Origin of the sequence: Pseudomonas sp. OG7 (assembly GCF_014192825.1) — a bacterium.
Taxonomy (GTDB): domain Bacteria; phylum Pseudomonadota; class Gammaproteobacteria; order Pseudomonadales; family Pseudomonadaceae; genus Aquipseudomonas; species Aquipseudomonas monteilii.
Genome location: NZ_JACHYK010000008.1, coordinates 277,687 through 304,111, shown reverse-complemented (window position 1 = coordinate 304,111; position 26,425 = coordinate 277,687). Strand labels below are relative to the sequence as shown.

At 61.6% G+C, this 26,425-nt stretch carries 23 protein-coding genes; 16 read left to right on the top strand and 7 right to left on the bottom strand.

The features are described from left to right. Window positions 1-94: 94 nt before the first annotated feature. The 7 genes from FHW75_RS20875 (at window position 95) to FHW75_RS20845 (ending at window position 10,595) form a co-directional block, all read left to right on the top strand. Complete coding sequence (locus FHW75_RS20875) at window positions 95-2,926, top strand: 2-oxoglutarate dehydrogenase E1 component (RefSeq protein ID WP_084296706.1); 2,832 nt, start codon at window positions 95-97, stop codon at window positions 2,924-2,926. 42 nt (window positions 2,927-2,968) lie between these two features. Then, the gene (gene odhB / locus FHW75_RS20870) at window positions 2,969-4,192 is read left to right on the top strand and encodes a 2-oxoglutarate dehydrogenase complex dihydrolipoyllysine-residue succinyltransferase (protein ID WP_028614360.1); all 1,224 of its coding nucleotides are present in this window, start codon (window positions 2,969-2,971) and stop codon (window positions 4,190-4,192) included. Window positions 4,193-4,285: 93 nt separating this feature from the next. After that, window positions 4,286-5,722, top strand: coding sequence for a dihydrolipoyl dehydrogenase (gene lpdA / locus FHW75_RS20865; protein ID WP_003254207.1), 1,437 nt, complete (start codon window positions 4,286-4,288; stop codon window positions 5,720-5,722). A 172-nt stretch (window positions 5,723-5,894) separates the two neighbouring features. Next, entirely contained in the window at window positions 5,895-7,061 is a 1,167-nt protein-coding gene (gene sucC, locus FHW75_RS20860; protein ID WP_003254205.1) for an ADP-forming succinate--CoA ligase subunit beta, read from the top strand. Further along, entirely contained in the window at window positions 7,061-7,945 is an 885-nt protein-coding gene (gene sucD / locus FHW75_RS20855; protein ID WP_003254203.1) for a succinate--CoA ligase subunit alpha, read from the top strand. Before sucC ends, sucD begins: the two co-directional genes overlap by 1 nt. A 375-nt stretch (window positions 7,946-8,320) precedes the next feature. Then, a complete protein-coding gene (gene brnQ / locus FHW75_RS20850; RefSeq protein WP_016711645.1) occupies window positions 8,321-9,634 on the top strand; it encodes a branched-chain amino acid transport system II carrier protein in 1,314 nt (437 codons plus the stop codon). A 211-nt stretch (window positions 9,635-9,845) separates the two neighbouring features. Continuing rightward, window positions 9,846-10,595 carry a DUF599 domain-containing protein gene (locus tag FHW75_RS20845; RefSeq protein ID WP_025753308.1) on the top strand — a complete coding sequence of 250 codons (750 nt, stop codon included), beginning with the start codon at window positions 9,846-9,848 and terminating at the stop codon, window positions 10,593-10,595. Between the two features lie 67 nt (window positions 10,596-10,662). Here the strand turns inward: FHW75_RS20845 and FHW75_RS20840 are convergent, their stop codons facing one another. Then, a complete protein-coding gene (locus tag FHW75_RS20840; RefSeq protein ID WP_016711643.1) occupies window positions 10,663-10,974 on the bottom strand; it encodes a hypothetical protein in 312 nt (103 codons plus the stop codon). Between the two features lie 154 nt (window positions 10,975-11,128). On the opposite strand from FHW75_RS20840, the gene FHW75_RS20835 reads away from it, so the two are divergent. From FHW75_RS20835 to FHW75_RS20820, 4 genes are all read left to right on the top strand, one after another. Further along, window positions 11,129-11,605, top strand: a complete 477-nt coding sequence (locus FHW75_RS20835; protein WP_019099698.1) for a PaaI family thioesterase — start codon at window positions 11,129-11,131, stop codon at window positions 11,603-11,605. Continuing rightward, window positions 11,602-12,084, top strand: a complete 483-nt coding sequence (locus FHW75_RS20830; RefSeq protein WP_016711641.1) for a PaaI family thioesterase — start codon at window positions 11,602-11,604, stop codon at window positions 12,082-12,084. The genes FHW75_RS20835 and FHW75_RS20830 overlap by 4 nt, the downstream gene beginning before the upstream one ends. A gap of 70 nt (window positions 12,085-12,154) precedes the next feature. Then, the gene (htpG, locus tag FHW75_RS20825) at window positions 12,155-14,059 is read left to right on the top strand and encodes a molecular chaperone HtpG (protein WP_016711640.1); all 1,905 of its coding nucleotides are present in this window, start codon (window positions 12,155-12,157) and stop codon (window positions 14,057-14,059) included. Between the two features lie 78 nt (window positions 14,060-14,137). Continuing rightward, window positions 14,138-14,863, top strand: a complete 726-nt coding sequence (locus tag FHW75_RS20820; RefSeq protein ID WP_025753311.1) for a dienelactone hydrolase family protein — start codon at window positions 14,138-14,140, stop codon at window positions 14,861-14,863. A 30-nt stretch (window positions 14,864-14,893) separates the two neighbouring features. Here the strand turns inward: FHW75_RS20820 and FHW75_RS20815 are convergent, their stop codons facing one another. Further along, window positions 14,894-15,757, bottom strand: a complete 864-nt coding sequence (locus tag FHW75_RS20815; RefSeq protein WP_016711638.1) for a pirin family protein — start codon at window positions 15,755-15,757, stop codon at window positions 14,894-14,896. 117 nt (window positions 15,758-15,874) lie between these two features. On the opposite strand from FHW75_RS20815, the gene FHW75_RS20810 reads away from it, so the two are divergent. Next, window positions 15,875-16,882, top strand: a complete 1,008-nt coding sequence (locus FHW75_RS20810) for an amidohydrolase family protein (protein WP_016711637.1) — start codon at window positions 15,875-15,877, stop codon at window positions 16,880-16,882. A gap of 47 nt (window positions 16,883-16,929) precedes the next feature. Here the strand turns inward: FHW75_RS20810 and fabB are convergent, their stop codons facing one another. The 5 genes from fabB to FHW75_RS20785 all read right to left on the bottom strand — a co-directional run bounded on the left by fabB (window position 16,930) and on the right by FHW75_RS20785 (window position 23,850). Next, window positions 16,930-18,150: a beta-ketoacyl-ACP synthase I gene (fabB, locus tag FHW75_RS20805; protein WP_019099700.1), complete on the bottom strand. Its 1,221-nt coding sequence runs from the start codon at window positions 18,148-18,150 to the stop codon at window positions 16,930-16,932. Between the two features lie 11 nt (window positions 18,151-18,161). Beyond that, complete coding sequence (fabA, locus tag FHW75_RS20800) at window positions 18,162-18,677, bottom strand: 3-hydroxyacyl-[acyl-carrier-protein] dehydratase FabA (RefSeq protein WP_003251509.1); 516 nt, start codon at window positions 18,675-18,677, stop codon at window positions 18,162-18,164. A 207-nt stretch (window positions 18,678-18,884) separates the two neighbouring features. After that, on the bottom strand, window positions 18,885-20,816 hold the full coding sequence (locus FHW75_RS20795; protein WP_025753320.1) for an ATP-binding protein: 1,932 nt from the start codon (window positions 20,814-20,816) through the stop codon (window positions 18,885-18,887). Further along, the gene (locus FHW75_RS20790; protein ID WP_019099701.1) at window positions 20,813-21,703 is read right to left on the bottom strand and encodes an ABC transporter substrate-binding protein; all 891 of its coding nucleotides are present in this window, start codon (window positions 21,701-21,703) and stop codon (window positions 20,813-20,815) included. The genes FHW75_RS20795 and FHW75_RS20790 overlap by 4 nt, the downstream gene beginning before the upstream one ends. Next, window positions 21,703-23,850 carry a TonB-dependent siderophore receptor gene (locus FHW75_RS20785; protein ID WP_019099702.1) on the bottom strand — a complete coding sequence of 716 codons (2,148 nt, stop codon included), beginning with the start codon at window positions 23,848-23,850 and terminating at the stop codon, window positions 21,703-21,705. The genes FHW75_RS20790 and FHW75_RS20785 overlap by 1 nt, the downstream gene beginning before the upstream one ends. Window positions 23,851-23,989: 139 nt before the next feature. Here FHW75_RS20785 and FHW75_RS20780 point away from each other — a divergent pair, with 139 nt between their 5' ends. From FHW75_RS20780 to FHW75_RS20765, 4 genes are all read left to right on the top strand, one after another. Continuing rightward, window positions 23,990-25,015 (top strand): NAD(P)H-dependent glycerol-3-phosphate dehydrogenase, encoded by a 1,026-nt coding sequence (locus tag FHW75_RS20780; RefSeq protein WP_027608717.1) that lies wholly within the window; start codon window positions 23,990-23,992, stop codon window positions 25,013-25,015. 36 nt (window positions 25,016-25,051) lie between these two features. Further along, a complete protein-coding gene (locus tag FHW75_RS20775) occupies window positions 25,052-25,399 on the top strand; it encodes a DUF4389 domain-containing protein (protein WP_016711631.1) in 348 nt (115 codons plus the stop codon). Next, window positions 25,396-25,854: a phosphohistidine phosphatase SixA gene (gene sixA / locus FHW75_RS20770; protein ID WP_016711630.1), complete on the top strand. Its 459-nt coding sequence runs from the start codon at window positions 25,396-25,398 to the stop codon at window positions 25,852-25,854. Before FHW75_RS20775 ends, sixA begins: the two co-directional genes overlap by 4 nt. Window positions 25,855-25,951: 97 nt before the next feature. Continuing rightward, window positions 25,952-26,338, top strand: a complete 387-nt coding sequence (locus tag FHW75_RS20765) for a hypothetical protein (protein ID WP_019099704.1) — start codon at window positions 25,952-25,954, stop codon at window positions 26,336-26,338. Window positions 26,339-26,425 lie beyond the last annotated feature (87 nt).

The following is a 26,425-nucleotide window of genomic DNA, read 5'->3' as shown; positions in this document are numbered from 1 at the left end:
GGATCCAAGTGGCGTGGTTCAGTCGCTGTATTCGGACTTTTCCAGGTTTGCTGTGGCTCTCGCCGATCAGTCCCCTAATCGAGGGTGACCAAGCATGCAAGAAAGCGTGATGCAGCGCATGTGGGAAAGCGCCCACCTTTCAGGTGGTAACGCTGCATATGTGGAAGAGCTCTACGAGCTCTACCTGCACGACCCTAACGCTGTGCCAGAAGAGTGGCGCACCTACTTCCAGAAGTTGCCCGCCGACGGCAGCACCGCTACCGATGTATCGCACTCGACAATCCGCGACCATTTCGTACTGCTGGCAAAGAACCAGCGCCGCGCCCAACCGGTATCCGCCGGGAGCGTGAGCAGTGAACACGAGAAGAAGCAGGTTGAAGTTCTGCGACTGATCCAGGCCTATCGTATGCGCGGCCATCAGGCTGCCAAGCTCGACCCGTTGGGGTTGTGGCAGCGTCCTGCGCCCGTAGACCTGTCGATCAATCACTACGGCTTGACCAATGCCGATCTTGATACGACCTTCCGTGCCGGCGACCTGTTCATCGGCAAAGAGGAGGCGAGCCTACGCGAGATCTTCGAGGCGCTCCAGAAGACATATTGTCGCACCATTGGCGCCGAGTTCACCCACATCGTCGATTCCGAGCAGCGCAGCTGGTTCCAGCAGCGCCTGGAAAGCGTGCGCGGTCGTCCGGAGTTTTCCGCTGACGTGCAGGCTCACCTGCTCGAGCGCGTGACGGCCGGTGAAGGCCTTGAGAAATACCTGGGCACCAAGTACCCAGGCACCAAGCGTTTCGGCCTTGAGGGCGGCGAAAGCCTGATCCCGATGCTGGACGAGATGATTCAGCGCTCCGGCTCCTACGGCACCAAGGAAGTCGTGATCGGCATGGCCCACCGTGGCCGTCTGAACGTCCTGGTGAACACCTTCGGCAAGAACCCGCGCGAGCTGTTCGACGAGTTCGAAGGCAAGAAGATGAACGAGCTGGGCTCCGGTGACGTGAAGTATCACCAGGGCTTCTCCTCGAACGTAATGACCGCCGGTGGCGAAGTGCACCTGGCCATGGCGTTCAACCCGTCCCACCTGGAAATCGTATCGCCAGTGGTCGAAGGTTCGGTGCGCGCCCGTCAGGACCGCCGCAACGACACCGTTGGCGACAAGGTACTGCCGATCTCGATCCACGGCGACGCAGCGTTCGCCGGCCAGGGCGTGGTCATGGAAACCTTCCAGATGTCGCAGACCCGCGGTTTCAAGACCGGCGGCACCGTGCACATCGTGATCAACAACCAGGTGGGTTTCACCATCAGCAACCCGCTGGACGCGCGCTCTACCGAGTACGCCACCGACGTTGCCAAGATGATCCAGGCGCCGATCCTGCACGTGAACGGCGATGACCCGGAAGCGGTGCTGTTCGTCACCCAGCTGGCGATCGACTACCGCATGCAGTTCAAGCGTGACGTGGTGATCGACCTGGTCTGCTACCGTCGTCGCGGCCACAACGAGGCCGACGAGCCAAACGGTACCCAGCCGCTGATGTATCAGCAAATCAGCAAGCAGCGCACTACCCGTGAGCTGTACGCCGAGGCACTGATCCAGGCTGGCCGCATCGATGCCGAGCGCGCCCAGGCCAAGATCGACGAGTACCGCAACGCGCTGGACAACGGCCTGCACGTTGTGAAGAGCCTGGTCAAGGAGCCGAACCGCGAGCTGTTCGTCGACTGGCGCCCGTACCTGGGCCATGCCTGGACCGCACGTCACGACACCCGTTTCGACCTCAAGACCCTGCAAGACCTGTCGGCCAAGCTGCTGGAAATCCCGGAAGGCTTCGTCGTTCAGCGTCAGGTCGCGAAGATCTACGAAGACCGCCAGAAGATGCAGGCCGGTGGCTTGCCGATCAACTGGGGCTATGCAGAGACCATGGCTTACGCCACCCTGCAGTTCGAAGGTCACCCGATCCGCATGACCGGCCAGGACATCGGCCGTGGCACCTTCTCGCACCGTCACGCGGTGCTGCACAACCAGAAGGACGCCAGCACCTACGTACCGCTGAAGAACCTGTTCCCGGGCCAGCCGATGTTCGAGCTGTACGACTCCTTCCTGTCGGAAGAAGCGGTACTGGCGTTCGAATACGGCTACTCCACCACCACGCCGAACGCGCTGGTGATCTGGGAAGCCCAGTTCGGCGACTTCGCCAACGGTGCGCAAGTGGTGATCGACCAGTTCATCACCAGCGGCGAGCACAAGTGGGGCCGTCTGTGTGGCCTGACCATGCTGCTGCCCCACGGTTATGAAGGGCAGGGCCCGGAGCACTCCTCCGCGCGTCTGGAGCGTTACCTGCAGCTGTGCGCCGAGCACAACATCCAGGTGTGCGTACCGACCACCCCGGCTCAGATCTACCACCTGCTGCGTCGTCAGGTCATCCGTCCGCTGCGCAAGCCGCTGATCGTGCTGACGCCAAAGTCGCTGCTGCGCCACAAGCTGGCCGTCTCTACCCTGGAAGACCTGGCCGAGGGCTCGTTCCAGACCGTGATCCCGGAAATCGACACCCTCGATCCAGCCAAGGTCGAACGCCTGGTCCTGTGCGGTGGCAAGGTTTACTACGACCTGCTGGAAAAACGCCGTACCGAAGGCCGCGAAGACATCGCCATCGTGCGTATCGAGCAGCTGTATCCGTTCCCGGAGGACGACCTGGTCGAAATCCTGGCGCCGTACACCAACCTCAAGCATGCGGTCTGGTGTCAGGAAGAGCCGATGAACCAGGGCGCCTGGTACAGCAGCCAGCACCACATGCGCCGTATCCTGGGCCGCCTCAACAAGGCGCTGGTCCTGGAATACGCCGGCCGCGACGCTTCTGCCGCGCCAGCCTGTGGTTACGCTTCGAAGCACGCCGAACAGCAGGAAAAACTGCTGCAAGACGCCTTCACTGTCTAACGCCTTCGCGCACCTGAAACCGAATTTAAGGAAACACTGATAATGGCTATCGAGATCAAAGCCCCAACCTTCCCGGAATCGGTTGCCGATGGCACCGTTGCCACCTGGCACAAGCAGCCGGGCGAAGCCGTCAAGCGTGACGAGCTGATCGTCGACATCGAGACCGACAAGGTCGTCCTGGAAGTGCTGGCCACCGCCGACGGCGTGCTGGGCGCCATCGTCAAGGGCGAGGGCGACACCGTCCTGTCCGACGAAGTGCTGGGTTCGATCGTTGAAGGCGGCGCTGCCGCCGCTGCACCTGCTGCTGCCCCGGCCGCTGCTGCTCCGGCTGCCGCTGCTGCCGATGCTGGCGAAGACGACCCGATCGCTGCCCCGGCCGCGCGCAAGCTGGCTGAAGAAAACGGCATCGACCTGGCTGCCGTTGCCGGCACTGGCAAAGGTGGCCGCATCACCAAGGAAGACGTCGTAGCTGCCGTCGCCAACAAGAAGTCGGCGCCTGCCGCTGTCCCGGCTGCCAAGCCTGCTGCCGCTGCTGCTGCCCCGGTTGTCGTCGCCGCTGGTGACCGCACCGAGAAGCGCGTGCCGATGACCCGCCTGCGTGCCAAGATCGCCGAGCGTCTGGTCGAAGCCCAGTCGAGCATGGCCATGCTGACCACCTTCAACGAAGTGGACATGACCGAAGTCATGGCCCTGCGTTCGAAGTACAAGGACCTGTTCGAGAAGACCCACAACGGCGTACGCCTGGGCTTCATGTCGTTCTTCGTCAAGGCCGCCACCGAAGCCCTGAAGCGCTTCCCGGCTGTCAACGCCTCGATCGACGGCAACGACATCGTCTATCACGGCTACGCCGACGTCGGTGTTGCCGTGTCCAGCGACCGTGGCCTGGTGGTACCGGTACTGCGTAATGCCGAGTCGATGAGCCTGGCTGAAATCGAGAACGGCATCGCCACCTTCGGCAAGAAGGCCCGTGACGGCAAGCTGGCCATCGAAGAGATGACCGGTGGCACCTTCACCATCACCAACGGTGGTACCTTCGGTTCGATGATGTCGACCCCGATCGTCAACCCGCCGCAGGCCGCTATCCTCGGCATGCACAACATCATCCAGCGTCCGATGGCCATCAATGGCCAGGTCGTGATTCGCCCGATGATGTACCTGGCGCTGTCGTACGATCACCGCCTGATCGATGGCAAGGAAGCGGTAACCTTCCTGGTCACCATCAAGAACCTGCTGGAAGATCCGTCTCGCCTGCTGCTGGACATCTAACCCTCTGGCTGCGTACCGTGCCGGCCCTGGCTTCGCAAGAAGCCATGCCGCGCGGTTCGCGGCTTGTAGCTTGTAGCTGATAAGGAATCTTTTATGACCCAGAAATTCGACGTAGTGGTGATTGGTGCAGGTCCTGGCGGCTATGTGGCTGCCATCAAGGCTGCCCAACTTGGTCTGAAGACTGCCTGTATCGAGAAGTACACCGACGCCGAGGGCAAGCTGGCCCTGGGCGGTACCTGCCTGAACGTAGGTTGCATTCCTTCCAAGGCGCTGCTGGACAGCTCCTGGAAATACAAGGAAGCCAAAGAGAGCTTCAACGTCCACGGTATCTCCACGGGTGAAGTGAAGATGGACGTCGCCGCGATGGTTGGCCGCAAGGCTGGCATCGTCAAGAACCTGACCGGTGGCGTTGCCACCCTGTTCAAGGCCAACGGCGTTACTTCGATCCAGGGCCACGGCAAGCTGCTGGCAGGCAAGAAAGTCGAAGTCACCAAGGCTGACGGCACCACTGAAGTCATCGAAGCCGAGAACGTGATCCTGGCTTCCGGTTCGCGCCCGATCGACATTCCGCCGGCTCCGGTCGACCAGAACGTCATCGTCGACTCCACCGGCGCCCTGGAATTCCAGGCCGTACCGAAGCGCCTGGGCGTTATCGGTGCCGGCGTGATCGGCCTGGAGCTGGGCTCGGTCTGGGCTCGCCTGGGTGCTGAAGTCACCGTCCTGGAAGCCTTGGACACCTTCCTGATGGCTGCTGACACCGCCGTGTCGAAAGAAGCCCAGAAGACCCTGACCAAGCAAGGCCTGGACATCAAGCTGGGCGCTCGCGTCACCGGCTCGAAAGTCAACGGCAACGAAGTTGAAGTGACCTACACCAACGCCGAAGGCGAGCAGAAGATCACCTTCGACAAGCTGATCGTTGCGGTCGGTCGTCGCCCTGTAACCACCGACCTGCTGGCGGCCGACAGCGGCGTGACCATCGACGAGCGTGGCTACATCTTCGTCGACGACTACTGCGCTACCAGCGTGCCGGGCGTATACGCCATCGGTGACGTGGTACGCGGCATGATGCTGGCCCACAAGGCCTCGGAAGAGGGCATCATGGTTGTCGAGCGCATCAAAGGCCACAAGGCCCAGATGAACTACGACCTGATCCCTTCGGTTATCTACACCCACCCGGAAATCGCGTGGGTCGGCAAGACCGAACAGGCCTTGAAGGCCGAAGGCGTTGAGGTTAACGTGGGCACCTTCCCGTTCGCGGCCAGCGGCCGTGCGATGGCAGCCAACGACACCGGTGGTTTCGTCAAGGTCATCGCCGATGCCAAGACCGACCGCGTCCTGGGTGTACACGTGATTGGCCCATCGGCTGCCGAACTGGTGCAGCAGGGCGCAATCGCAATGGAATTCGGCACCAGTGCCGAGGATCTGGGCATGATGGTCTTCAGCCATCCAACCCTGTCCGAAGCGTTGCATGAAGCAGCGCTGGCAGTGAATGGCGGCGCCATTCACGTGGCCAACCGTAAGAAGCGTTAATTATAAGAAACCACGGCGGGCAGCCCGTCGTGAGTCTTGCGTGCATGACTCACCGCGGAACGTCCGCCGGACCGGATCACACGGGAAAACCCGGGGTCAACGGTCACAGGTGGTGCGGCGCCAGTAATGGCGCAGCGCCGAAGCGCAGTACCTAACGAAGACGGTAAAAAGCATGAATCTTCACGAGTATCAGGGTAAGCAGCTGTTCGCTGAATACGGCCTGCCAGTTTCCAAGGGTTTCGCAGTCGATACCCCTGAGCAAGCTGCAGAAGCCTGCGACAAGATCGGCGGGAACGAGTGGGTGGTAAAAGCCCAGGTTCACGCGGGTGGTCGCGGTAAAGCGGGCGGCGTCAAGCTGGTTCGCAGCAAGGAAGACGCCAAGGCGTTCGCTGCACAGTGGTTGGGCAAAAATCTGGTTACCTACCAGACTGATGCCAACGGTCAACCCGTCTCCAAGATTCTGGTCGAATCCTGCACTGACATCGCCAAAGAGCTGTACCTGGGCGCTGTAGTCGATCGTTCGAGCCGCCGTATCGTGTTCATGGCCTCCACCGAAGGTGGCGTGGACATCGAGAAAGTCGCTCACGAAACGCCTGAGAAAATCCTCAAGGCCACCATCGACCCACTGGTCGGCGCTCAGCCGTTCCAGGGTCGCGAGCTGGCATTCCAGCTGGGTCTGGAAGGCAAGCAAGTTCAACAGTTCGCCAAGATCTTCGTGGGCCTGGCCAAGCTGTTCAAGGATCACGACCTGGCGCTGCTGGAAGTGAACCCGCTGGTTATCAAGGCCGACGGCGATCTGCACTGCCTCGATGCCAAGATCAACATCGACGCCAACGCCATGTACCGTCAGCCTAAGCTGAAAACCTTCCACGACCCGTCGCAGGACGACGCCCGTGAAGCCCACGCTGCCAAGTTCGAACTGAACTACGTTGCCCTCGAAGGCAACATCGGCTGCATGGTCAACGGTGCCGGCCTGGCCATGGGTACCATGGACATCGTCAACCTGCACGGCGGCAAGCCGGCCAACTTCCTCGACGTTGGCGGCGGTGCTACCAAAGAGCGCGTTACCGAAGCGTTCAAGATCATTCTGTCCGACAGCAACGTCGCGGCCGTTCTGGTCAACATCTTCGGCGGCATCGTTCGCTGCGACATGATTGCCGAAGGCATCATCGGTGCAGTGAAAGAAGTCGGCGTTAAAGTTCCGGTTGTTGTTCGCCTTGAAGGTAACAACGCCGAACTGGGCGCTAAAGTACTGGCAGAAAGCGGTTTGAACATCATTGCGGCAACCAGCCTGACCGACGCTGCTCAACAAGTTGTCAAAGCTGCGGAGGGCAAGTAATGAGCGTCCTGATCAATAAAGACACCAAAGTCATCTGCCAGGGCTTCACCGGCTCGCAGGGTACTTTCCACTCCGAACAAGCCATCGCCTACGGCACCAAGATGGTCGGCGGCGTAACCCCAGGCAAGGGTGGCACCACCCACCTGGGCCTGCCGGTGTTCAACACCGTCAAGGAAGCCGTTGAAGCTACCGGCGCTGACGCTTCGGTCATCTACGTACCAGCTCCGTTCTGCAAAGACTCGATCCTGGAAGCGGCCTTCGGCGGCATCAAGCTGATCGTGTGCATCACCGAAGGCATTCCTACCCTGGACATGCTGGATGCCAAGGTCAAGTGCGACGAGCTGGGCGTTACCCTGATCGGCCCTAACTGCCCAGGTGTCATCACCCCGGGCGAGTGCAAGATCGGCATCATGCCAGGCCACATCCACCTGCCAGGCAAGGTCGGTATCGTTTCGCGTTCCGGCACCCTGACTTACGAAGCTGTGAAGCAGACCACCGACGCCGGCTTCGGCCAGTCGACCTGCGTCGGCATCGGCGGTGACCCGATCCCGGGCTCCAACTTCATCGACATCCTGAAGCTGTTCCAGGAAGACCCGAAGACCGAAGCGATCGTCATGATCGGTGAGATCGGCGGTTCGGCTGAAGAAGAAGCTGCGGCCTACATCAAGGCCCACGTGACCAAGCCAGTCGTTTCCTACATCGCCGGTGTTACCGCACCTGCGGGCAAGCGCATGGGCCACGCTGGCGCCATCATCTCCGGCGGCAAGGGCACTGCGGACGAGAAGTTCGCTGCTCTGCAGGACGCGGGTGTGAAGACCGTGCGTTCCCTGGCTGACATCGGCAAGGCCCTGGCCGAGCTGACTGGCTGGGAAGCCAAGAAGTAATACTGCTACACCCCCCACGCGCACAGAGGCCACCTTCGGGTGGCCTTTGTCGTTTTAGCGTTGGGTATTTTTGTAAAGGTGGAAAATTCGATGGCCCTCATCAGGTTTTTCCACCAGACATTCGCACTAATTGGCAATAAATTATCGCCCGACACAGATAACCAGACGACAAACATGTACGCACATCGGACAAGCAGCACTGTAACAGTGCGTTTGTCGGGTAAAACGGTTAGTCTACGCGTTCACTTTGTGCCCGCTCCCCAAAAGGGAACGACACGCTAAACGGGTCTGGCCTATAAGGCCGGGCAGCATTTCCCTCACCCATAGGGAAATCCCCTCTCGAATCCCGATTTCAGCAGTGTGGTACTACCTTAAATGAAAGTTCTCAAAGGCCAGGACATCCTGGCGCTTGGCTTTATGACGTTTGCGCTTTTCGTAGGTGCAGGCAATATCATCTTCCCGCCTATCGTCGGTCTGCAGTCTGGCCCGCACGTATGGATGGCTGCACTGGGCTTCCTGGTGACCGCCGTGGGCCTGCCGGTCATCACCGTGGTCGCCCTGGCCAAGGTCGGCGGCGGTATGGATGCGTTGAGCAGCCCGATCGGCAAGTTCTTCGGCGGCCTGCTGGCGGCTGTGTGCTACCTGTCGGTCGGCCCGCTGTTCGCGACGCCGCGTACGGCGACCGTGTCGTTCGAAGTGGGTGTGGCGCCGCTGACCGGTGAAAGCCCGTTGGCGCTGTTTATCTACAGCCTGGTCTACTTCATCGTGGTGCTGGCAGTGTCCATGTACCCGGGCAAACTGCTCGATACCGTGGGCCGCTTCCTGGCACCGTTGAAGATCATCGCCTTGGCCGTGCTGGGCATTGCTGCCTTCGCGCTGCCGGCCGGCACCATTGGCGAAGCACAGCCTGCCTATGCCGCCGCTGCGTTCTCCAAGGGCTTCTCCGATGGCTACCTGACCATGGATACCCTGGGTGCCCTGGTGTTCGGTATCGTCATCGTCAACGCCATCCGTTCGCGCGGTGTCGAGTCGCCGAAGCTGATTACCCGCTACGCCATCATCGCCGGCCTGATCGCCGGTGTCGGCCTGGCTTTGGTGTACATCAGCCTGTTCCGCCTGGGCGCCACCAGCCACGACATCGCGGCTGACGCCACCAACGGTGCGGCGGTTCTGCATGCCTACGTGCAGCATACCTTCGGTTCGTTGGGTAGCGGTTTCCTGGCCGTGCTGATTGCACTGGCCTGCCTGGTGACCGCTGTCGGCCTGACCTGCGCCTGCGCCGAGTACTTCAGCCAGATTCTGCCGCTGTCGTACCGGGCACTGGTGGTGATCCTGGCGGGCTTCTCGCTGTTGATCTCCAACCTGGGCCTGACCAAGCTGATCATGTTCTCGATCCCGGTGCTTACCGCCATCTACCCGCCTTGCATCGTGGTGGTTGGCCTGAGCTTCGTGAAGGACCTGTGGAACTCGCCGACCCGCATTCTGGCGCCGGTGATGCTGGTGTCGCTGGTGTTCGGCATGGTTGATGCGATCAAGGGCAGCAGCATTGCCCATGTGCTGCCGGACTTCATGGCGCACTTGCCGCTGAGCGACCAAGGCCTGGCCTGGCTGGTGCCTTCGGTGGTGACCCTGGTGGGTGCCGTGGCCTGCGACCGCATGCTCGGCAAGCCGCGCGAAGCGCTGGCCTGATAGTCGAAGCCTGAGGGCGGCACCGGCCACAAGCCAAAAGGGTGCTCGCCAACGGCCCAGACGCGAAAGCCCCGTATCCGCAAGGATGCGGGGTTTTTTATTGGCGGCATGATCAGTGCGTTTTTCAGGGTGGACTTGTGCCTTTTACCGCTTGCCAGCGTCGAAACCCGGTCCCTATCCTCTAGGCATCTGGCCCATTCGGGAACCCTGCATGAACTTCATCCAAAGCAACTTCAACAACCTCCTGGCCATCGCCTGGTTTGCCCTGTGCTGGGGCGGTTATACCCGTTATGCCATCTGGAAGGGGCGTGACACCGCGTGCCTGGCCAGCGTGCTGCACTTGTACCGTGAAGACTGGATGCGCCGCATGCTGTTGCGCGACAACCGAATCGCCGATGCCAGCGTAATCGGCAACCTTGAGCGCAACGCATCGTTCTTTGCGTCCAGCACGCTGATCATTCTTGCCGGCATCCTTACCGTGCTGGGTGCCTCTGACCGGGCGCTGTCGCTGCTGGCCGACCTGCCGTTGGTGCAACAGACCTCCCAGGGCATGTCGGAGATCAAGCTGCTGTGCCTGGCCACGGTCTTCGTCTATGCCTTCTTCACTTTTAGCTGGTGCATGCGCCAGTACAACTTTGCCGCCGTGCTGGTGGGTTCTGCACCGATGATCGGTGAACGGTTGGTCAATGAGCTGGAGCGCAAGGCCTTCGCCTTGCGGGCCGCGCGTGTGCTGTCGCTGGCGGCCAACCAGTTCAACCTGGGGTTGCGCTCTTACTACTTCGGCATGGCCATGTTGAGCTGGTTCATCAGCCCGTGGTTGTTCATGGTCATGAGTGTCGGTGTCGTCTTGATTTTGTATCGCCGCGAGTTCCATTCGGATGTGCTGGATGTGATGGTGTTCACACCCACGGAAAGTGTGCCTAACGAACCGGGCAGGGAAAGTACCGTAGCAGGTAACTGAAACGTTTAATCTTTAAATTGAAGGCACAAAAAAACCCGACAGCGTCGGGTTTTTTTGTTTTAGCCAATTACTGCTTGGCTGGTTCTGCCGGAGCAGCAGGAGCAGCTTCTGTCGCCGGAGCGGCTGGGGCGGCTTCTGGAGCCGGAGTAGCCGGAGCGGCTTCTTCAGCAGCTTTCTGCTCGGCTTCAGCCTGATCTTTGGCGGCTTCGGCGTTTTCCTTGGCGGCCTCGTTCATTTTATCCTGAGCTTCACCCATTTTTTCCTGGGCTTGCTCGGCATGTTGCTGTGCGTCCTGGGCTTTGTCTTCGCTCGCTTTATCGCAAGCGGCCAGGCCCATGGCAGCGGCCAGCATCAGAGCAAAAGCAAAAGGTTTACGCATGGGGGTGTTTCTCCTTGGTGGAATAAGTGACTTGTTCCTTCGAGTGCAACTACGCGGAATAAGTTCCGCGAAGGTTACAGATATATAACGCCCCGTTCTAGATAGACTTTTTAACGATTTTATGCCGCTGAGGCAGTGCGGATGGAAACAGCGAATGAGCGATTCAACCTTGATGGCCATGGCCGACCGTTTCCTCTCGGCGCTTAGACATTGTCAGTTGCTGCAGATGCGTGTGGCGAGAGCCGATGCCGATGGCATGACCCTGGTCATGCCCTGGTCGGCCGCCATTGTCGGTAACCCGCAGACCGGCGCTGTGCATGGCGGCGCCCTGACCACACTGATGGACACCACCTGCGGCATGGCCACGCTGTGCGTGCTGCCGCGCTTCGAGGTGTGCCCGACACTGGACCTGCGCATCGACTACATGCACCCGGCCGAAGCCGGCAAGGACATCTACGGCCATGCCCAGTGCTACCGGGTGACCCGCGACGTGATCTTTACCCGTGGTACCGCCTACCAAGACGATCCCGAACAGCCGATTTGCCAGGTGGTGGGCACGTTCATGCGCCTGGGGCAGGAGATCAAGGGCGGTATCCGTTTCGGCAATAGCCTGAAGGAGGGCGGGGCATGATTCCACACGCGGTTCGTCAACAGCTCAACGCCGCCCACGCGGTGGGCGACTACGGGCCATTGCTGGCGCTGATCCCTTATGCCGGGCTGATTGGTATCGAATGCGAACGTCAGGGCGACGACCTGCTGTTCCGCCTGCCGGCCAGCCCGGACAACATCGGCAACCCGTTGCTGCCCGCCATCCACGGTGGTGTGATTGCGGGGTTCATGGAGCTGTCCGCGGCCTTGTACCTGTTGATCTACAGCGAAAGTGCGAGCATCCCGAAGATCATCGATTTCTCGATTGACTACCTGCGTGCCGGGCATTTTCGCGATACCTACGCCCAGTGCCAGCTGTGGCGCCAGGGGCGACGGGTGACGAATGTCGCCATTACCGCCTGGCAGGGCGACAGGCAATCACCTATTGCCACGGCCCGCGCGCATTTCAAGATCGAACCGGAAAAGCCCTTGAAATCATCCGGGCAGCCCCCATCTGAATGACATCCGCCGCTAAGGCAGGCCGAACTGGCCGCCAGGCGCCCACTGCCATCAGATCGGAGTTTCGAAGACCATGACTGTGGAAACACAAAAGGAAACGTTGGGCTTCCAGACCGAGGTAAAGCAACTGCTGCACCTCATGATTCATTCGCTGTATTCGAACAAGGAAATCTTCCTGCGGGAGCTGATTTCCAACGCCTCCGACGCGGCCGACAAGCTGCGCTTCGAGGCCCTGGCCAAGCCAGAACTGCTTGAAGGCGACGCCGACCTGAAGATTCGCCTGAGCTTCGACAAGGACGCCGGTACCGTCACCCTCGAAGACAACGGCATCGGCATGAGCCGTGAAGACGTCATCGCCCACCTGGGTACCATTGCCAAGTCCGGCACTGCCGACTTCATGAAGAACCTCACCGGTGACCAGAAGAAGGACTCGCACCTGATCGGTCAGTTCGGCGTGGGCTTCTACTCCGCGTTCATCGTGGCCGACAAGGTCGACGTTTACAGCCGCCGTGCCGGCCAGCCAGCCGCCGAAGGCGTGCACTGGTCGTCGAAAGGTGAGGGTGAGTTCGAAGTCGCCACTATCGACAAGCCTCAGCGCGGTACCCGCATCGTCCTGCACCTGAAGCAGGAAGAAAAAGAGTTTGCCGATGGCTGGCGCCTGCGCAACGTGGTCAAGAAGTACTCCGACCACATCGCCCTGCCTATCCAGCTGCCGAAAGAACAAGCAGCCGCCGAAGGCGAAGAACAGCCGGCCGAAGAGTGGGAAACCGTCAACCGTGCCAGCGCCCTGTGGACCCGTTCGCGCACCGAGGTGAAGGACGAGGAATACCAGGAGTTCTACAAGCACATCGGCCATGACTTCGAAAACCCGCTGGCCTGGAGCCACAACAAGGTTGAAGGCAAGCTCGAATACAACTCGCTGCTGTATGTGCCGGCCCGCGCGCCATTCGACCTGTACCAGCGTGAAGCACCGCGCGGCCTGAAGCTGTACGTGCAGCGCGTGTTCATCATGGACCAGGCCGAGTCGTTCCTGCCGCTGTACCTGCGCTTCATCAAGGGCGTGGTCGACTCCAACGACCTGTCGCTGAACGTGTCGCGTGAAATCCTGCAGAAAGACCCGATCATCGACTCGATGAAGACCGCGCTGACCAAGCGCGTGCTCGACATGCTGGAAAAACTGGCGAAGAACGAGCCCGAGCAGTACAAGGGCTTCTGGAAGAACTTCGGCCAGGTGCTGAAGGAAGGCCCGGCCGAAGACTTCGCCAACAAGGAGAAAATCGCCGGCCTGTTGCGCTTTGCCTCCACCCAGGACGACAGTGGCGAGCAGAGCGTCGCCCTGGCCGACTACGTGGCCCGCGCCAAGGAAGGTCAGGACAAGATCTACTACCTCACCGGCGAGTCGTATGCGCAGGTCAAGAACAGCCCGCACCTGGAAGTCTTCCGCAAGAAAGGCATCGAAGTGCTGCTGCTGACCGACCGCATTGACGAGTGGCTGATGAGCTACCTCAACGAGTTCGACGGCAAGGCGTTTGTCGACGTCGCCCGTGGCGACCTGGACCTGGGCAAGCTGGATTCGGAAGAAGACAAGAAAGCCCAGGAAGAAGTGGCCAAGGACAAGGAAGGCCTGGTCGAGCGCCTGAAAGGCGCGCTGGGTGACAGCGTGGCCGAAGTGCGCGTGTCGCACCGCCTGACCGACTCCCCGGCGATTCTGGCCATTGGCGAGCAGGACCTGGGCCTGCAGATGCGTCAGATTCTGGAGGCCAGCGGGCAGAAGGTGCCGGAATCCAAGCCGATCTTCGAGTTCAACCCGACCCACCCGCTGATTGAAAAGCTGGACAACGAGCAGAGCGAAGACCGCTTCGCCGAGCTGTCGCACATCCTGTTCGATCAAGCGGCCCTGGCGGCCGGTGATAGCCTGAAGGACCCGGCGGCCTACGTTCGTCGCCTGAACAAGCTGCTGGTCGAGCTGTCTGCTTGAGTTGATGCTTAGGAAAGCCCGCTTCGGCGGGCTTTTTTCATGGCGGGCTTTTTAGAATAAGTGCCTAAGGAGTGCTTGATGAGCAAGGTAATCGTCGAATCGCTGGTTTATCACCTGTCCGGCAAAACCTACGAAAGCCGCTTGGTCTATGAACCAGGGGCGCTGGGCCGTCCAGGCCTGGTGATGGCGCCGAACTGGATGGGCATTGGCGAAGGGGCTGAGCGCATTGCCAAGGAAGTGGCTGAGAAGGGCTATGTGGTGCTGATTGCCGACCTGTACGGGCAGTCGGTGCGCCCGTCTAACGCCGACGAGGCTGGCGCGGCGATGATGCCATTGAAGAACGACCGGGGCGAACTGCGCAAGCGCATGCAGGAAGCCCTGGCGCAGCTGTTGGGGCAGTCGAAGGCGCTGCTGGAGCCAGGCAAGGTCGGCACGTTTGGCTTCTGCTTTGGTGGCTGCTGTGCACTGGAGCTGGCCCGTGCCGGTGCCGATCTGCGTGCGGCGGTGTCGTTCCATGGCACGCTGGATACGCCAAACCCGGAGGATGCCAAGCGCATCAAGGGCTCGGTGCTGGTGTTGCATGGGGCTTGCGACCCGCTGGTGCCAAAGGAACAGTTGCCAGCATTTGAAGACGAGATGAGCGCGGCCAAGGTGGATTGGCAGTTGTTGAGCTATGGCGGGGCGGTGCACTCGTTTACCGACCCGAGTGCCAATGTGCCGGGCAAGATGCAGTATGACCGGCGCACCTCGGAGCGGGCGTTCCGCTCGATGCATAACCTGCTGACAGAAGTGTTCCAGCGCTGACTGTGATTTGGGGTCGCAAAGCGGCCCCAATTACCTCGGCAACTCGATCCTGGAGGTTTCCCCTGGCACCATGGGCCAATCCCCCGCCGCCCACCTTGCCCTGGCCCGCTCGATCAGCTCCGGGTCACTGGCCACGAAATTCCAGTTCATTCGCCGCGGTCCATCCAAAGGCTCGCCGCCAATCAGCACCAGCTGGCACTCTTCCTCTGCATAGAGCACCACCTCTTCGCCTTCCGGCAGCACCACCAGGCTGCACGGCTCCACGTCTTCATCGTTCAACAGCAGCTCACCATCCAGCAGATACAGCGCTCGTTGCGCATGCTCGGTCGGTACCTGCAAGGTGGTTGCCGGCTGCATCCGCACATGCGCATAAAGGGTAGGGGACAGCACCGGCACCGGTGATTCCAGGCAGAACCCGCTACCGGCAATCATGCAAATGCGCACCCCCAGGTTTTCACTGACTGGCAGGCTCGCCGCCGGGTGATGGCTATAGCTTGCCGCGCCTTGTTCATGTTCACGCGGCGAGGCCAGCCATACCTGCAAGCCATGCAGGCGCGAGCCATGAGCCAAGGCGTCGTCGGGCGTGCGCTCCACATGGGCCACGCCGCTGCCAGCCGTCATCCAGCTGACATCGCCGGGCAGTACCCGCTGTGCTGAGCCGAGGCTGTCCTTGTGCAGGATCGCGCCCTCGAACAGGTAGGTCAGGGTCGACAGGCCGATATGCGGGTGCTGGCGGATATCCATGCCATGCCCTGGGGCGTAGTCGGTTTCCAGCATGTGGTCAAAAAACACGAACGGTCCGACGCTGCGGCACTGGGCCGCTGGCAGCGGGCGCAGGATCGGCTGGCCCTCGACCGATTCGGCGCGTGGGCGGATGATCAGGGGGCTGCTCATGGGGTGGGCTCCAGGCGAAGTGGAAATGCCTCCAGCATAGCGGTTTGCCCGCTTCGGCTGAACCGTCTCGCTTAACGGCCGGTCTACTGTTTTCGCCCCCTTGGAAGGAAGCTGCCCATGATTGCCAAAGCGCTGGCTTGCGTGTTGTTGACGGGCTGGCTGTGCCAGACGGCACAGGCGCGCGACTACCGCTACAGCGATGCCCACTTGCACTACGTCGACTTCTTCCAGGAAAGCGAAGGCATGCCGGCATTGATCAAGGCCATGGATGCTGCCGGTATCGAGCAGTCGATGATTTCCGGCATACCGGTGGCCAAGAAGTGGCACGAGGACGAGCCCAAACGCCCACGCTATTACGCCGGTGACGATGCCGATGCCTATTGGTACAGCGCGACCGATACCTATGTGGCCGCAGCCCTGCAGCAATTGCCGGAAGAGCAGCGTAAGCGCTTTCATCCGTTTCTGACGGGCTTCAACCCGGTAGACAAGAACGCTGTCAGCCACATCGAGCGGATGCTCGACCTGTATCCGGGGTTGTGGCAGGGCATTGGCGAGGTGTTCACCCGGCACGACGACCTGACAGCGCTGACCAGTGGCGACACGCCGCGCGCCAACAACGAAGCCATGACGCGTATCTACCACCTGGCGGCCGAGCGTGACCTGCCGGTGTTGCTGCATTCCAACATCACCTCCAAGCGCGAGCGCAACCCGTTGTACCTGGCGGAAATCGAAGAGCCGCTGCGTAATCACCCGCACACGCGGTTCATCTGGGCGCATGCCGGCAGCAGCATGGAGATACACCGGCACCAGACGCAGATGGACTTTCTGCTGCCGGTGCTGACGCGGCTGTTGGAGGACTACCCGAACCTTTATGTGGACCTGTCGTGGAGTGTGCTGGAGCCGTATCTGCTGGACGACAAAGGCGTGCCGCGCAAGGAATGGGTGGCGTTGGTCGAAAAGTACCCGGAGCGTTTCATGCTGGGGTCGGACGTGGTGGGGCGGTTTGGCAGCCTGGGAGAGCAGATGCACGGGTTCAGGCCGTTTCTGGATGCCTTGTCGGAGGAGGTGGCCAACAAAGTGGCGCGGGATAATTTTCTCGCGGTTTTACCCAGGCAGCACAAATAAAAACGCCCCGAACCAGTCGGGGCGTTTTCGATTACCGCATCAGCGTCTTACTTGCCTTCCCAGCGCTTGAGCACGAGGGTGGCGTTGGTGCCGCCGAAGCCGAAGCTGTTGCTCATGACCGTGTCGATCTTGGCGTTTTCTTCGGTTTTGCGCAGGATCGGCAGGTCGGCGACCTCCGGGTCCAGCTCGTCGATGTTGGCGGAGCCGGCGATGAAGTTGTTTTCCATCATCAGCAGGCAGTAGATCGCCTCGTGCACGCCAGCGGCGCCCAGCGAGTGGCCCGACAGGCTCTTGGTCGAGCTGATTTTCGGTGCCTTGTCGCCGAACACGGCGCGAACGCCCTTGATCTCGGCAACGTCACCGACCGGGGTCGAGGTGCCGTGGGTGTTCAGGTAGTCGATCGGGGTGTCGACGGTGGACAGTGCCTGCTGCATGCAGCGGATGGCACCTTCGCCGCTCGGGGCAACCATGTCGTAGCCGTCGGACGTGGCGCCGTAGCCAACGATTTCGGCGTAGATCTTGGCGCCACGGGCCAGGGCGTGTTCCAGCTCCTCGACCACGACCATGCCGCCACCGCCAGCGATGACAAAGCCATCACGGTCGGCGTCGTAGGCACGCGAGGCCAGTTCCGGGGTTTCGTTGCGCTTGGTCGACAGAGCGCCCATGGCATCGAACAGGAACGACTGGCTCCAGTGCTCTTCTTCACCGCCACCGGCGAAGACGATGTCTTGCTTGCCCCACTGGATCTGCTCCAGAGCGGTACCGATGCAGTGAGCCGAAGTGGCGCAGGCCGACGAGATCGAGTAGTTGATGCCCTTGATCTTGAACGGGGTGGCCAGGCATGCCGAAACGGTGCTGCCCATGGTGCGGGTAACGCGGTATGGGCCGACGCGCTTGACGCCTTTCTCGCGCAGGGTGTCCAGCGCTTCCATCTGGTTCAGGGTCGAGGCGCCGCCAGAGCCGGCTACCAGGCCGGTACGCGGGCTGGAAACCTGCTCTTCGGTCAGGCCGGCGTCCTTGATCGCGTCCTGCATGGCCAGGTAGGCGTAGGCAGCAGCGTGGCCGACGAAACGGTAGACCTTGCGGTCGATCAGTTCTTCGAGGTTGAGGTCGATGGACCCGGAAACCTGGCTACGCAGCCCCATTTCCTTGTATTCCGGGTTGTAACGGATACCCGGACGGCTGTTGCGCAGGTTTTCGGTGACGGTAGCTTTGTCATTGCCCAGGCACGACACGATGCCCAGACCAGTGATAACGACGCGGCGCATGCGAATAACCCTTAGAAATTGTCAGTGGAGGTGAACACGCCGACCCGCAGGCCTTCGGCGGTGTAGATCTCGCGGCCGTCGACGCTGACCGAGCCATCGGCGATGGCCATGTTCAGCTTGCCCTTCAGGACGCGCTTGATGTGAATGTTGTACGTGACTTTCTTGGCTTCAGGCAGTACCTGGCCAAAGAACTTCACCTCGCCCGAACCCAGGGCGCGGCCGCGGCCCGGCAGGCCCTGCCAGCCGAGGAAGAAGCCCACCAGCTGCCACATGGCGTCGAGGCCCAGGCAGCCCGGCATGACCGGGTCGCCTTCGAAGTGGCAGGCGAAGAACCACAGGTCCGGGTTGATATCCAGCTCGGCGACCAATTCACCTTTGCCGTACTTGCCGCCTTCTTCGCTGATATGGGTGATGCGATCGACCATCAGCATGTTCGGCGCGGGCAGTTGCGCATTACCTGGGCCGAACAGCTCACCGCGACTGCAGCGCAGCAGGTCTTCCCGAGTAAAGGCGTGTTGTTTGGTCATGCGAGCTCCTCAATAACCCCCTGTGGCAGGGGATGAACCTTCCCGGCCGGCCCAATACGCAACGCGTTCGGGGCGGCAGCCTACAGGTAGACTATTGCGTTGTGGTGAAAGTCACAGCGCACCTGGTGAAAGAAGTACAGGTGTGCACTGAAACGTCTATTTTCAGGTCCGATGAAGGTCCTGTCCAGTGTTTAAGACTGCCGCACTTTAGCATTTATCGCCAGTCGCGGTTGTCCGACCGGGTAACCAGCGCTGCAGCACCCGTTGCAGTTCGGTGCGGCGCAAGGGTTTGCTCAGGTAGTCGTCCATGCCGGCGGCCATGCAACGCTCCCGATCGCCCTGCAAGGCGTTGGCGGTCAAGGCGATGATCGGTAGCCCGGCGCCGTTGGGCAACTGCCGGATGCGCCGGGTGGCTTCATAGCCGTCCAGGTGCGGCAGGCGGCAATCCATCAGCACGGCGGCAAAGCGTTGCCGGCCGACCAGGTCGACCGCCTCCAGGCCATCCTCGGCGGTGCAGACGGCCATCCCCAGGCTGCGCAACATGGCCTCGATGACACTCTGGTTGACCGGATTGTCCTCAACCAGCAGTACCTGGTCATTGTCGGTAACCGGCGTTGGTGCAGCTATTGGCGGCGCGAGCGGGACGGGGGCAGGGTTGGCAAGTGCCAGCGGCATTTCCAGGGTAAAGGTCGAACCCAGGCCTTCGCGGCTTTCACCGCGCAGCTTGCCGCCCATGCGTTCGGCCAGGGTGCGGGCGATCGACAGCCCCAACCCGGTGCCGCCATAACGGCGGGAAATCGAGCTGTCGGCCTGCTGGAAGGCGACGAACATCATTTCCAGCCGGGCACTGTCAATGCCGATGCCCGTGTCGCGTACGCTACAGGTCAGCCAGATCAATTGCCGGTCAAGCACCTGCCAGCGTGCTTCGACCTGCACCTGGCCGCGTTCGGTGAACTTCAGGGCATTGCCCACCAGGTTCAGCAGGATCTGGCGGATGCGTGTGGGGTCACCGTTCACCTGCAGCTGCTTGATACCGGCAGGCAGTTGCAGGTGCAGGCCCAGGCCGCGCTGTTGGGCGCTGTGCTGGAACGACTGGACACTGCTGGTGATCAGCTCACCCAGGTTGAAGTCGATGTGTTCCAGTTGCAGCGCGGCGCGTTCGATGCGCGAGAAATCGAGGATGTCGTTGATGACCTTCAACAAATGCCCGGTGGACTCGCTGGCGACCGCCGTGTAGTCGGCCTGTTCGGTGCTCAGTGATGTGGTCTCCAGCAGCTGCAGCATGCCCAGCACGCCATTCATCGGCGTGCGCAGCTCGTGGCTCATCATCGCCAGGAAGTCGGATTTGGCGCGGTTGGCCTGCTCGGCCTCCTCACGGGCCTGAATCAGCTCGGCAATGGCCCGCTTCTGTTCATCGCTGGCCTGTTCCAGGGCGCTGGCCAGGTTGTTGATGTGGCGTGCCAGGTGGCCCAGTTCGCTGTCATCGACCACCGGCAAGGGGGTGTTGTACTGACCTTGCTGAATGGCCTTTACCGCATGGCCCATGTCGCTGATAGGCTTGGCCAGGCTCAGGGCCAGGCGGCGCGCCAGCAAAAAGGTGAACAGCAGCGCGAACAGCGCCAGGATGCCGGCTTTGATCACGATTTCCTGCTGGCGCTGGCTGAAGGCGTCATCGGACATGCCAACGATGACCCGCCCCAGGTAGTCGTCACCGATGGCGGGGGTGGTGGCTTTGCCTTGTTGCAGGAAGTCGTTGTCCAGGCGGATTTGCTGCAGGCGGATGGGGGCCTGGAACACTTCAACCTGTTGCGCGCGGTTGGCGCTTTCGTCGGACTGCTCGACGTACACCAGAATGTGGTTGCGGCTGTCCTGCACTTCCAGAAAGCGTACGTGCGGGATGCTGAGGGTGGCACGCATCAGCCCTTCGAGTACTTCGTTGTTGCCCGAAATCACCCCGTACTCTGATGCCGGTGCCAGCTGATTGGCGATCAGTTGCCCGGTGTGATTGAGCTCCTGGCGCAAGTCCTGGATGCGCACGAAGGTAAAGAAGCTGATCAACAGCAAGGTCAGCAGCAGGGCAGGGCCCAGGCTGATGATCTGGGTGCGGGTGTGGATATCCCAGCTCAGGCGCTTGCTCATGGGGTGGGTTCTCCTGCGGCCAGGGCTTTGGCAGCGGCGTTCGGATCGATCGGTTCAAGGCCCAGGGCGCGGGCCACCTGCTGGTTGCCACTGACGCCGTAGCGCGCCGGGTACAGGCTGCGTGGCCAGCGCGCTGGCGGCTGATCGAGCAACTGGTCGAGCTCCGCCAGCCAGTCGTCCTGATCGCTGTAGGTGCTGGCCAGGGCGCCGGCCCGCACAAACCCGGCGTTCGGGCCGATCAGTGCCATTTGCCGGCCATAGCTGCTCAGCAGCAGGTTTTTCGCCGTCTTGGAGTTGTACAGGTTGGGGTCGTCCAGGCCCAGCAGCACATCGCTGTTGCCCAGCAGGTGCTGCAACGGCCGGCTGTCCCGTGGGTCGGACCAGTCCTGGGCAATGATCTCCAGGCCCATTGGGCGGGCAGCATGGCGCAGCTCGTCGAGCAAGAAACTGCTGTGTTCACCGTACAGCACGCCAATGCGCTGGGCCTGCGGCAACAAGTAGCGCGTCAGGCGCAATTGCCGGCCCAGCGGTGCGTCGCTCCACAACAAGGTGAGGAACGCGGGGCGCGACTTTCCCAGGCGCTGTTCAGCCTGTACCCGGCTGACCCGCATGGCCAGGGCTGGTGGGCCGGCGTTTTCACCCAGGCGCCACTCCAGCGCGGCGCTGTCGAGCAGAATCAGGCGCTGGTCCGCTTTGAGCTTGCTCGGGCGCGGCAGCTCGGCAGTGGTCAGAAAATGCACATGGTCATGCGGTCGACGGCTTTCCAGCGCCGCGACAAAACTGCGGATGCCGGGCTGATCCTCAGCCCCCACCAGCAGGATTTCACTGGCTGACAATGGCCCAAGTGGCCACAGGCACAGCAGCAACAGGCGCAGCAACACGGCCATCAGAACTCCAGCTCCGCGCTGACGCTCAGGCGGTGGCGGCTGTCGTAGCGGTTCTGGATTGCCGTAGTGGGCTCATCGTCCAGGCGCTGCTGCCACAGCGCCGCCAGCTCCAGGTTGCTGCCATGCACCCGAAAACGCTTGGCCAGGCGTAGGTCCAGGCGCTCGTAGCGGTACTGGTTGAGTGCATCGTCGCCGTAGTAGAACAGCGCGCTCGACCAGCCAGCCCCCCACTCGCGCATCCATCCGGCCGAGCCGCTGTTGTGGGCGCTGAGGCGGCGGTCGTCGGGGTTGCTGGCCCAGGCATCGACGTAGGCGTAGGTCAGGCGCAGGCGATCGCGCAGGGTGGGGCGCCAGTCCAGTTGCGCTTCGCTGCCACTGAACCGGGCCTTGTTGGCGTTGCTGGCGATGTACTGGTTGTTCTTCAAGGGCTCGCTGATCATTCCCGTGATCTCGTCGTAGAACAGCTTTACATCCATGCTCAGGTCGATGTCGCTGAAGTAGCCGTTGTAGCCGAGCTCGCGCGAGCGCATGCGTTCCTGGTCGAGGTCGCCGGGGCCACGGGTCTTGACGAAGTATTCGCCGTGCTGCTGGCCGAACGCGTTGGGACTGAGGTTCTTGACCGTGTAGCTCCAGTTGATGTTGTTCTCGAACATGTCGGGTGAGCGCACGGCCTCGGAATACACGGCGCGCAGGCCATGGCGCGGGGTAATCAGGTAGTTGACCGCCACGCGCGGGGTCAGCGAGCTGCCAGACAGGCGGGAGTCTTCGAACATGGCTCCGCCCTGCAGGATCCAGTGTTCGTCGGCGCGCCATTCCAGCTGGCCGAACAGGCGCCAAGTCTGGTCGTCGAGGCTGCCGTTGAAGTAAGTCTGCGAGTCGGCCCGGTCATAACGGTAGTTCATGCCGCTGAGCAGGCGCAGGCTGTCGGTCAGGCTCAGGGTGTCCTGGATTTCCAGGTCGTAGCGGGTTTCGCGGGTGCTCTGGTCCACGTCGCCGCAGACCACATTACTACCACCCTGTTCGTTCCATTGATCCTTGATGGCTTCGACCAGGGCCTGCTCTTGTGGGTTGTTGCTGGATGGTGGGTTGTTGGCGCCGCGCGCTACCAGCTCGGCGAAATTGGGGTTCATCTGCCAAAGCTGGGTCAGTTCGGGGCTGAATGACAGCGCCGCATCGCAGGCACGCCAGACCTGCTGACGGTCGAAGTGCTGCGCCGAGCCCTGAACATACAGGCTGTGCTCAGGGTTGAAGTCGATGCTCCAGCGCACCGAGCCCGCGTAGTCCTTGGCATTGACGTCAGCGTTGTCACCTTGCTGGGTGACATAGGGGAAGACCGGCTTATAGGTATAAGGCCGCTGGTTGCTGCCTTCCTTCGCCGCCAGTTGCCACTCCAGGGTCTGGTCCACTGCCAGGCTGTGGCTGGCGCTGAGGTTGAAGCGGGTAAGCCGGCGGCTGTCGCGGTAATCCTGGCCAAACTGGTTTTCATCGAAACCATCGTCCTGCTGGCCGGACAGCGACAGGCGCATGTCGCCGCCGTCCCAGCCAAAGCCGTGGCTGGCATAGAAGTCGTTGATGCCATCCTGGCCGCGAGTCACCTTCAGCCGCGTGCCATGGCTGTCGGCAGGGTTGCGGGTGAGGATGTTGACCACCGCCATCAGCGCGTTGGCGCCGTAGCTGACGGTGTTGGGGCCGCGGAACACTTCGATGCGCTCGATATCCTCCATGGCCAGAGGGATGTCGCTCCAGTCCACGGTGGCCAGGCCCGCGCGGTACACCGAGCGGCCATCGATCAGTACCTGCATGCGGCGTGCATCGTTGACGTTGCTGCCGTGGTAGTTGACCGTGGGTTGGTTACCGGCACCGTAGCCAATCATCATGCCCGGCACCAGGCGCAGCAATTCGGGGATGTCGCGGGCGCCACTGGCACGGATCAGCTCGCTGTCTAGCACGGTCATGCTACCCGGGACTGCCGCCGGGGATTGTTTCAGGCGCGTGGCAGTCAGAACCTGGGGCAGGTCGGTGTTGTCGATGAACAGGTCGTCGGCCACAGCCGGGCTGCCGAGCAGAGCGGTCAGTATGAGCAGGCGCGGGTACGGGGGCGTGCCAGGGAACACAGGGCGGCCTTGTATCAGGATTGAAACAGGCATGGTAACTGACCGTGGCGCATTTGCCAGTGACCTGCATGAGCGAGCCTGTCCCTTTAGCGGGAACAGAGACTGGTTCTGTAGCAGGCGAGCCGTATAATGGCGGGGTCGCCACTTAATTTTTGGCTTTAACGGATTGGATATGACTGAACAGCAACCTGTTGCAGTTCTGGGAGGCGGCAGCTTTGGCACCGCCGTGGCGAACCTGCTGGCGGAAAACGGTGTGCCGGTGCGTCAGTGGATGCGCGACCCGGCGCAAGCCGAGGCCATGCGCGTCAATCGAGAGAATCCGCGCTACCTCAAGGGCATCCGTCTGCACGATGGCGTCGAGCCGGTCAATGACCTGCTGGCGACCTTGCAGACCAGCGAGCTGATCTTCGTTGCCCTGCCGTCGAGCGCCCTGCGCAGCGTGCTGGCGCCCCATGCCGAGCTGCTGCGTGGCAAGGGCCTGGTCAGCCTGACCAAGGGCATCGAAGCGCAAAGCTTCAAGCTGATGAGCCAGATCCTGGAAGAAATTGCCCCCGAAGCGCGTATTGGTGTGTTATCGGGCCCTAACCTTGCCCGCGAAATCGCCGAGCACGCGCTGACTGCAACGGTGGTCGCCAGCGAGGACGAAAAACTCTGCAAGCAGGTGCAGGCTGTGCTGCATGGGCGCACGTTCCGTGTCTATGCCAGCGCTGACCGCTTTGGTGTCGAGCTGGGTGGCGCGTTGAAAAACGTCTACGCCATCATCGCCGGCATGGCCGTTGCGCTGGGCATGGGCGAGAACACCAAGAGCATGCTGATTACCCGTGCCTTGGCGGAAATGACTCGCTTTGCCGTCAGTCAGGGGGCCAACCCCATGACCTTCCTCGGCCTGGCCGGTGTCGGTGACCTGATCGTCACCTGTTCCTCGCCCAAGAGCCGCAACTATCAGGTGGGCTACGCGCTGGGCCAGGGCCATAGCCTGGAAGAGGCGGTCAACCGCCTGGGCGAAGTGGCCGAAGGCGTCAATACCATCAAGGTGCTCAAGGCCAAAGCCCAGGAGGTGCAGGTCTACATGCCACTGGTGGCGGGCCTGCATGCCATCCTGTTCGAAGGCCGCACGCTGAACCAGGTGATCGAGCACCTGATGCGCGCCGAACCCAAGACCGATGTCGATTTCATTTCCATCAGCGGTTTCAACTGAGCCTTTGGCGGCTCTGACACGAGCAAGGAGCGACACATGAACGATACGCCCGAACGCGCCCAGCGCGAGTCGATCATCCTGCGGGTGCTGTGGATGCTGGTGTTCCTGGTGGTCTGGCAGCTGGCCGAACTGTTGTTGGGTGGGCTGGTGCTGGTGCAGCTGATCTACCGTCTGGTGTACGGCGCACCCAGCGCCAGCCTGATGAACTTCGGCGACAGCCTGAGCCAGTTCCTGGCGCAGATCGGCCGCTTTGGCAGCTTTCACAGCGACCAGAAGCCATGGCCGTTCTCTGACTGGCCTGCGCCGCGTGCGCCGGAAGGTGAAGCAGCGCATGCCGTGGCGCCGGCCCCACACCCGGTGCGTGACGAGGAACCCAAGCTGTGAAGCTGTGGGTACTGCGCCACGGTGAAGCGGAGCCACGGGCCAACACGGATGCCGAACGCCGTTTGACTGCCCATGGCCGCGAGCAGGTGCTGCACAGCGCTGCTCGCCTGCTCGGGCAGCCGTTGCAGGCAATTATTGCCAGCCCCTACGTGCGCGCCCAGCAAACGGCGGCGCTGGTGCATGACACACTGGGCTTCGGCGAGCCGGTGCGTACCGTGCCCTGGCTGACCCCTGAAAGTGACGTGCAGCAGGTGATCGGTGAAATCGAGCGGCTGGGTCTGGAGCATGTACTGCTGGTCAGCCACCAGCCGTTGGTGGGGACCTTGGTCGGGGCGCTGGAGCATGGCCATCAGCAGCATCCCGCAGCCATGAGCACCGCCAGCCTGGCGGAACTGGAAGGGGATTGGCCGCTGGCTGGGCTGATGACCCTCAAAGGGATCAGTTATCCGCCTTGAAACCCTGAAACCGGTAAGGCAACTGGCATTTTTGTCAGTTGCCGCAGTGAGTGGCCCCTTGCTAGCGTGCCAGAAAGCAAAAGGCGTGGAGCAGCGAATGAAGGGTGAGAGGGGGGCGTTGCTGAGCGCCGTGGATTTGCAACCTACCCTGGACATGGTTGAGCAAGGTGTCGCTCTGGACTTCGCCCAATACAGCCTGCTACGCGATTCGGCCGATGCCAAGCTCTATGGCCTGATGAAAACGGTCAACGCCAGCAGCGTGCTGAATGCTGCTGATAGAGAGAACAGTCTGCAGGACTTTCTTATCCTTCAAGATACCTGCCAGCGGGTGTCTCATTTGCTGCAAACCAGTTGCCTGGCTCTGCGTCGCCTTCAGCTTGATCATAAGGACCAGCGCCTGGCCCGCGAAGCACTGGAAAGCCAGTTGGCCTACATGCAAGCCTGCCTGCGCCGTTCACTGGCCAGTTTCGACCGGTCTGCGTGACCTGATAGCCCTCGCCGATGACCTTTCCGGACGTTGCCGAACGGCGCGCCGATGCCGACAATGAGCCATCATCCTCCGTCCGGACCA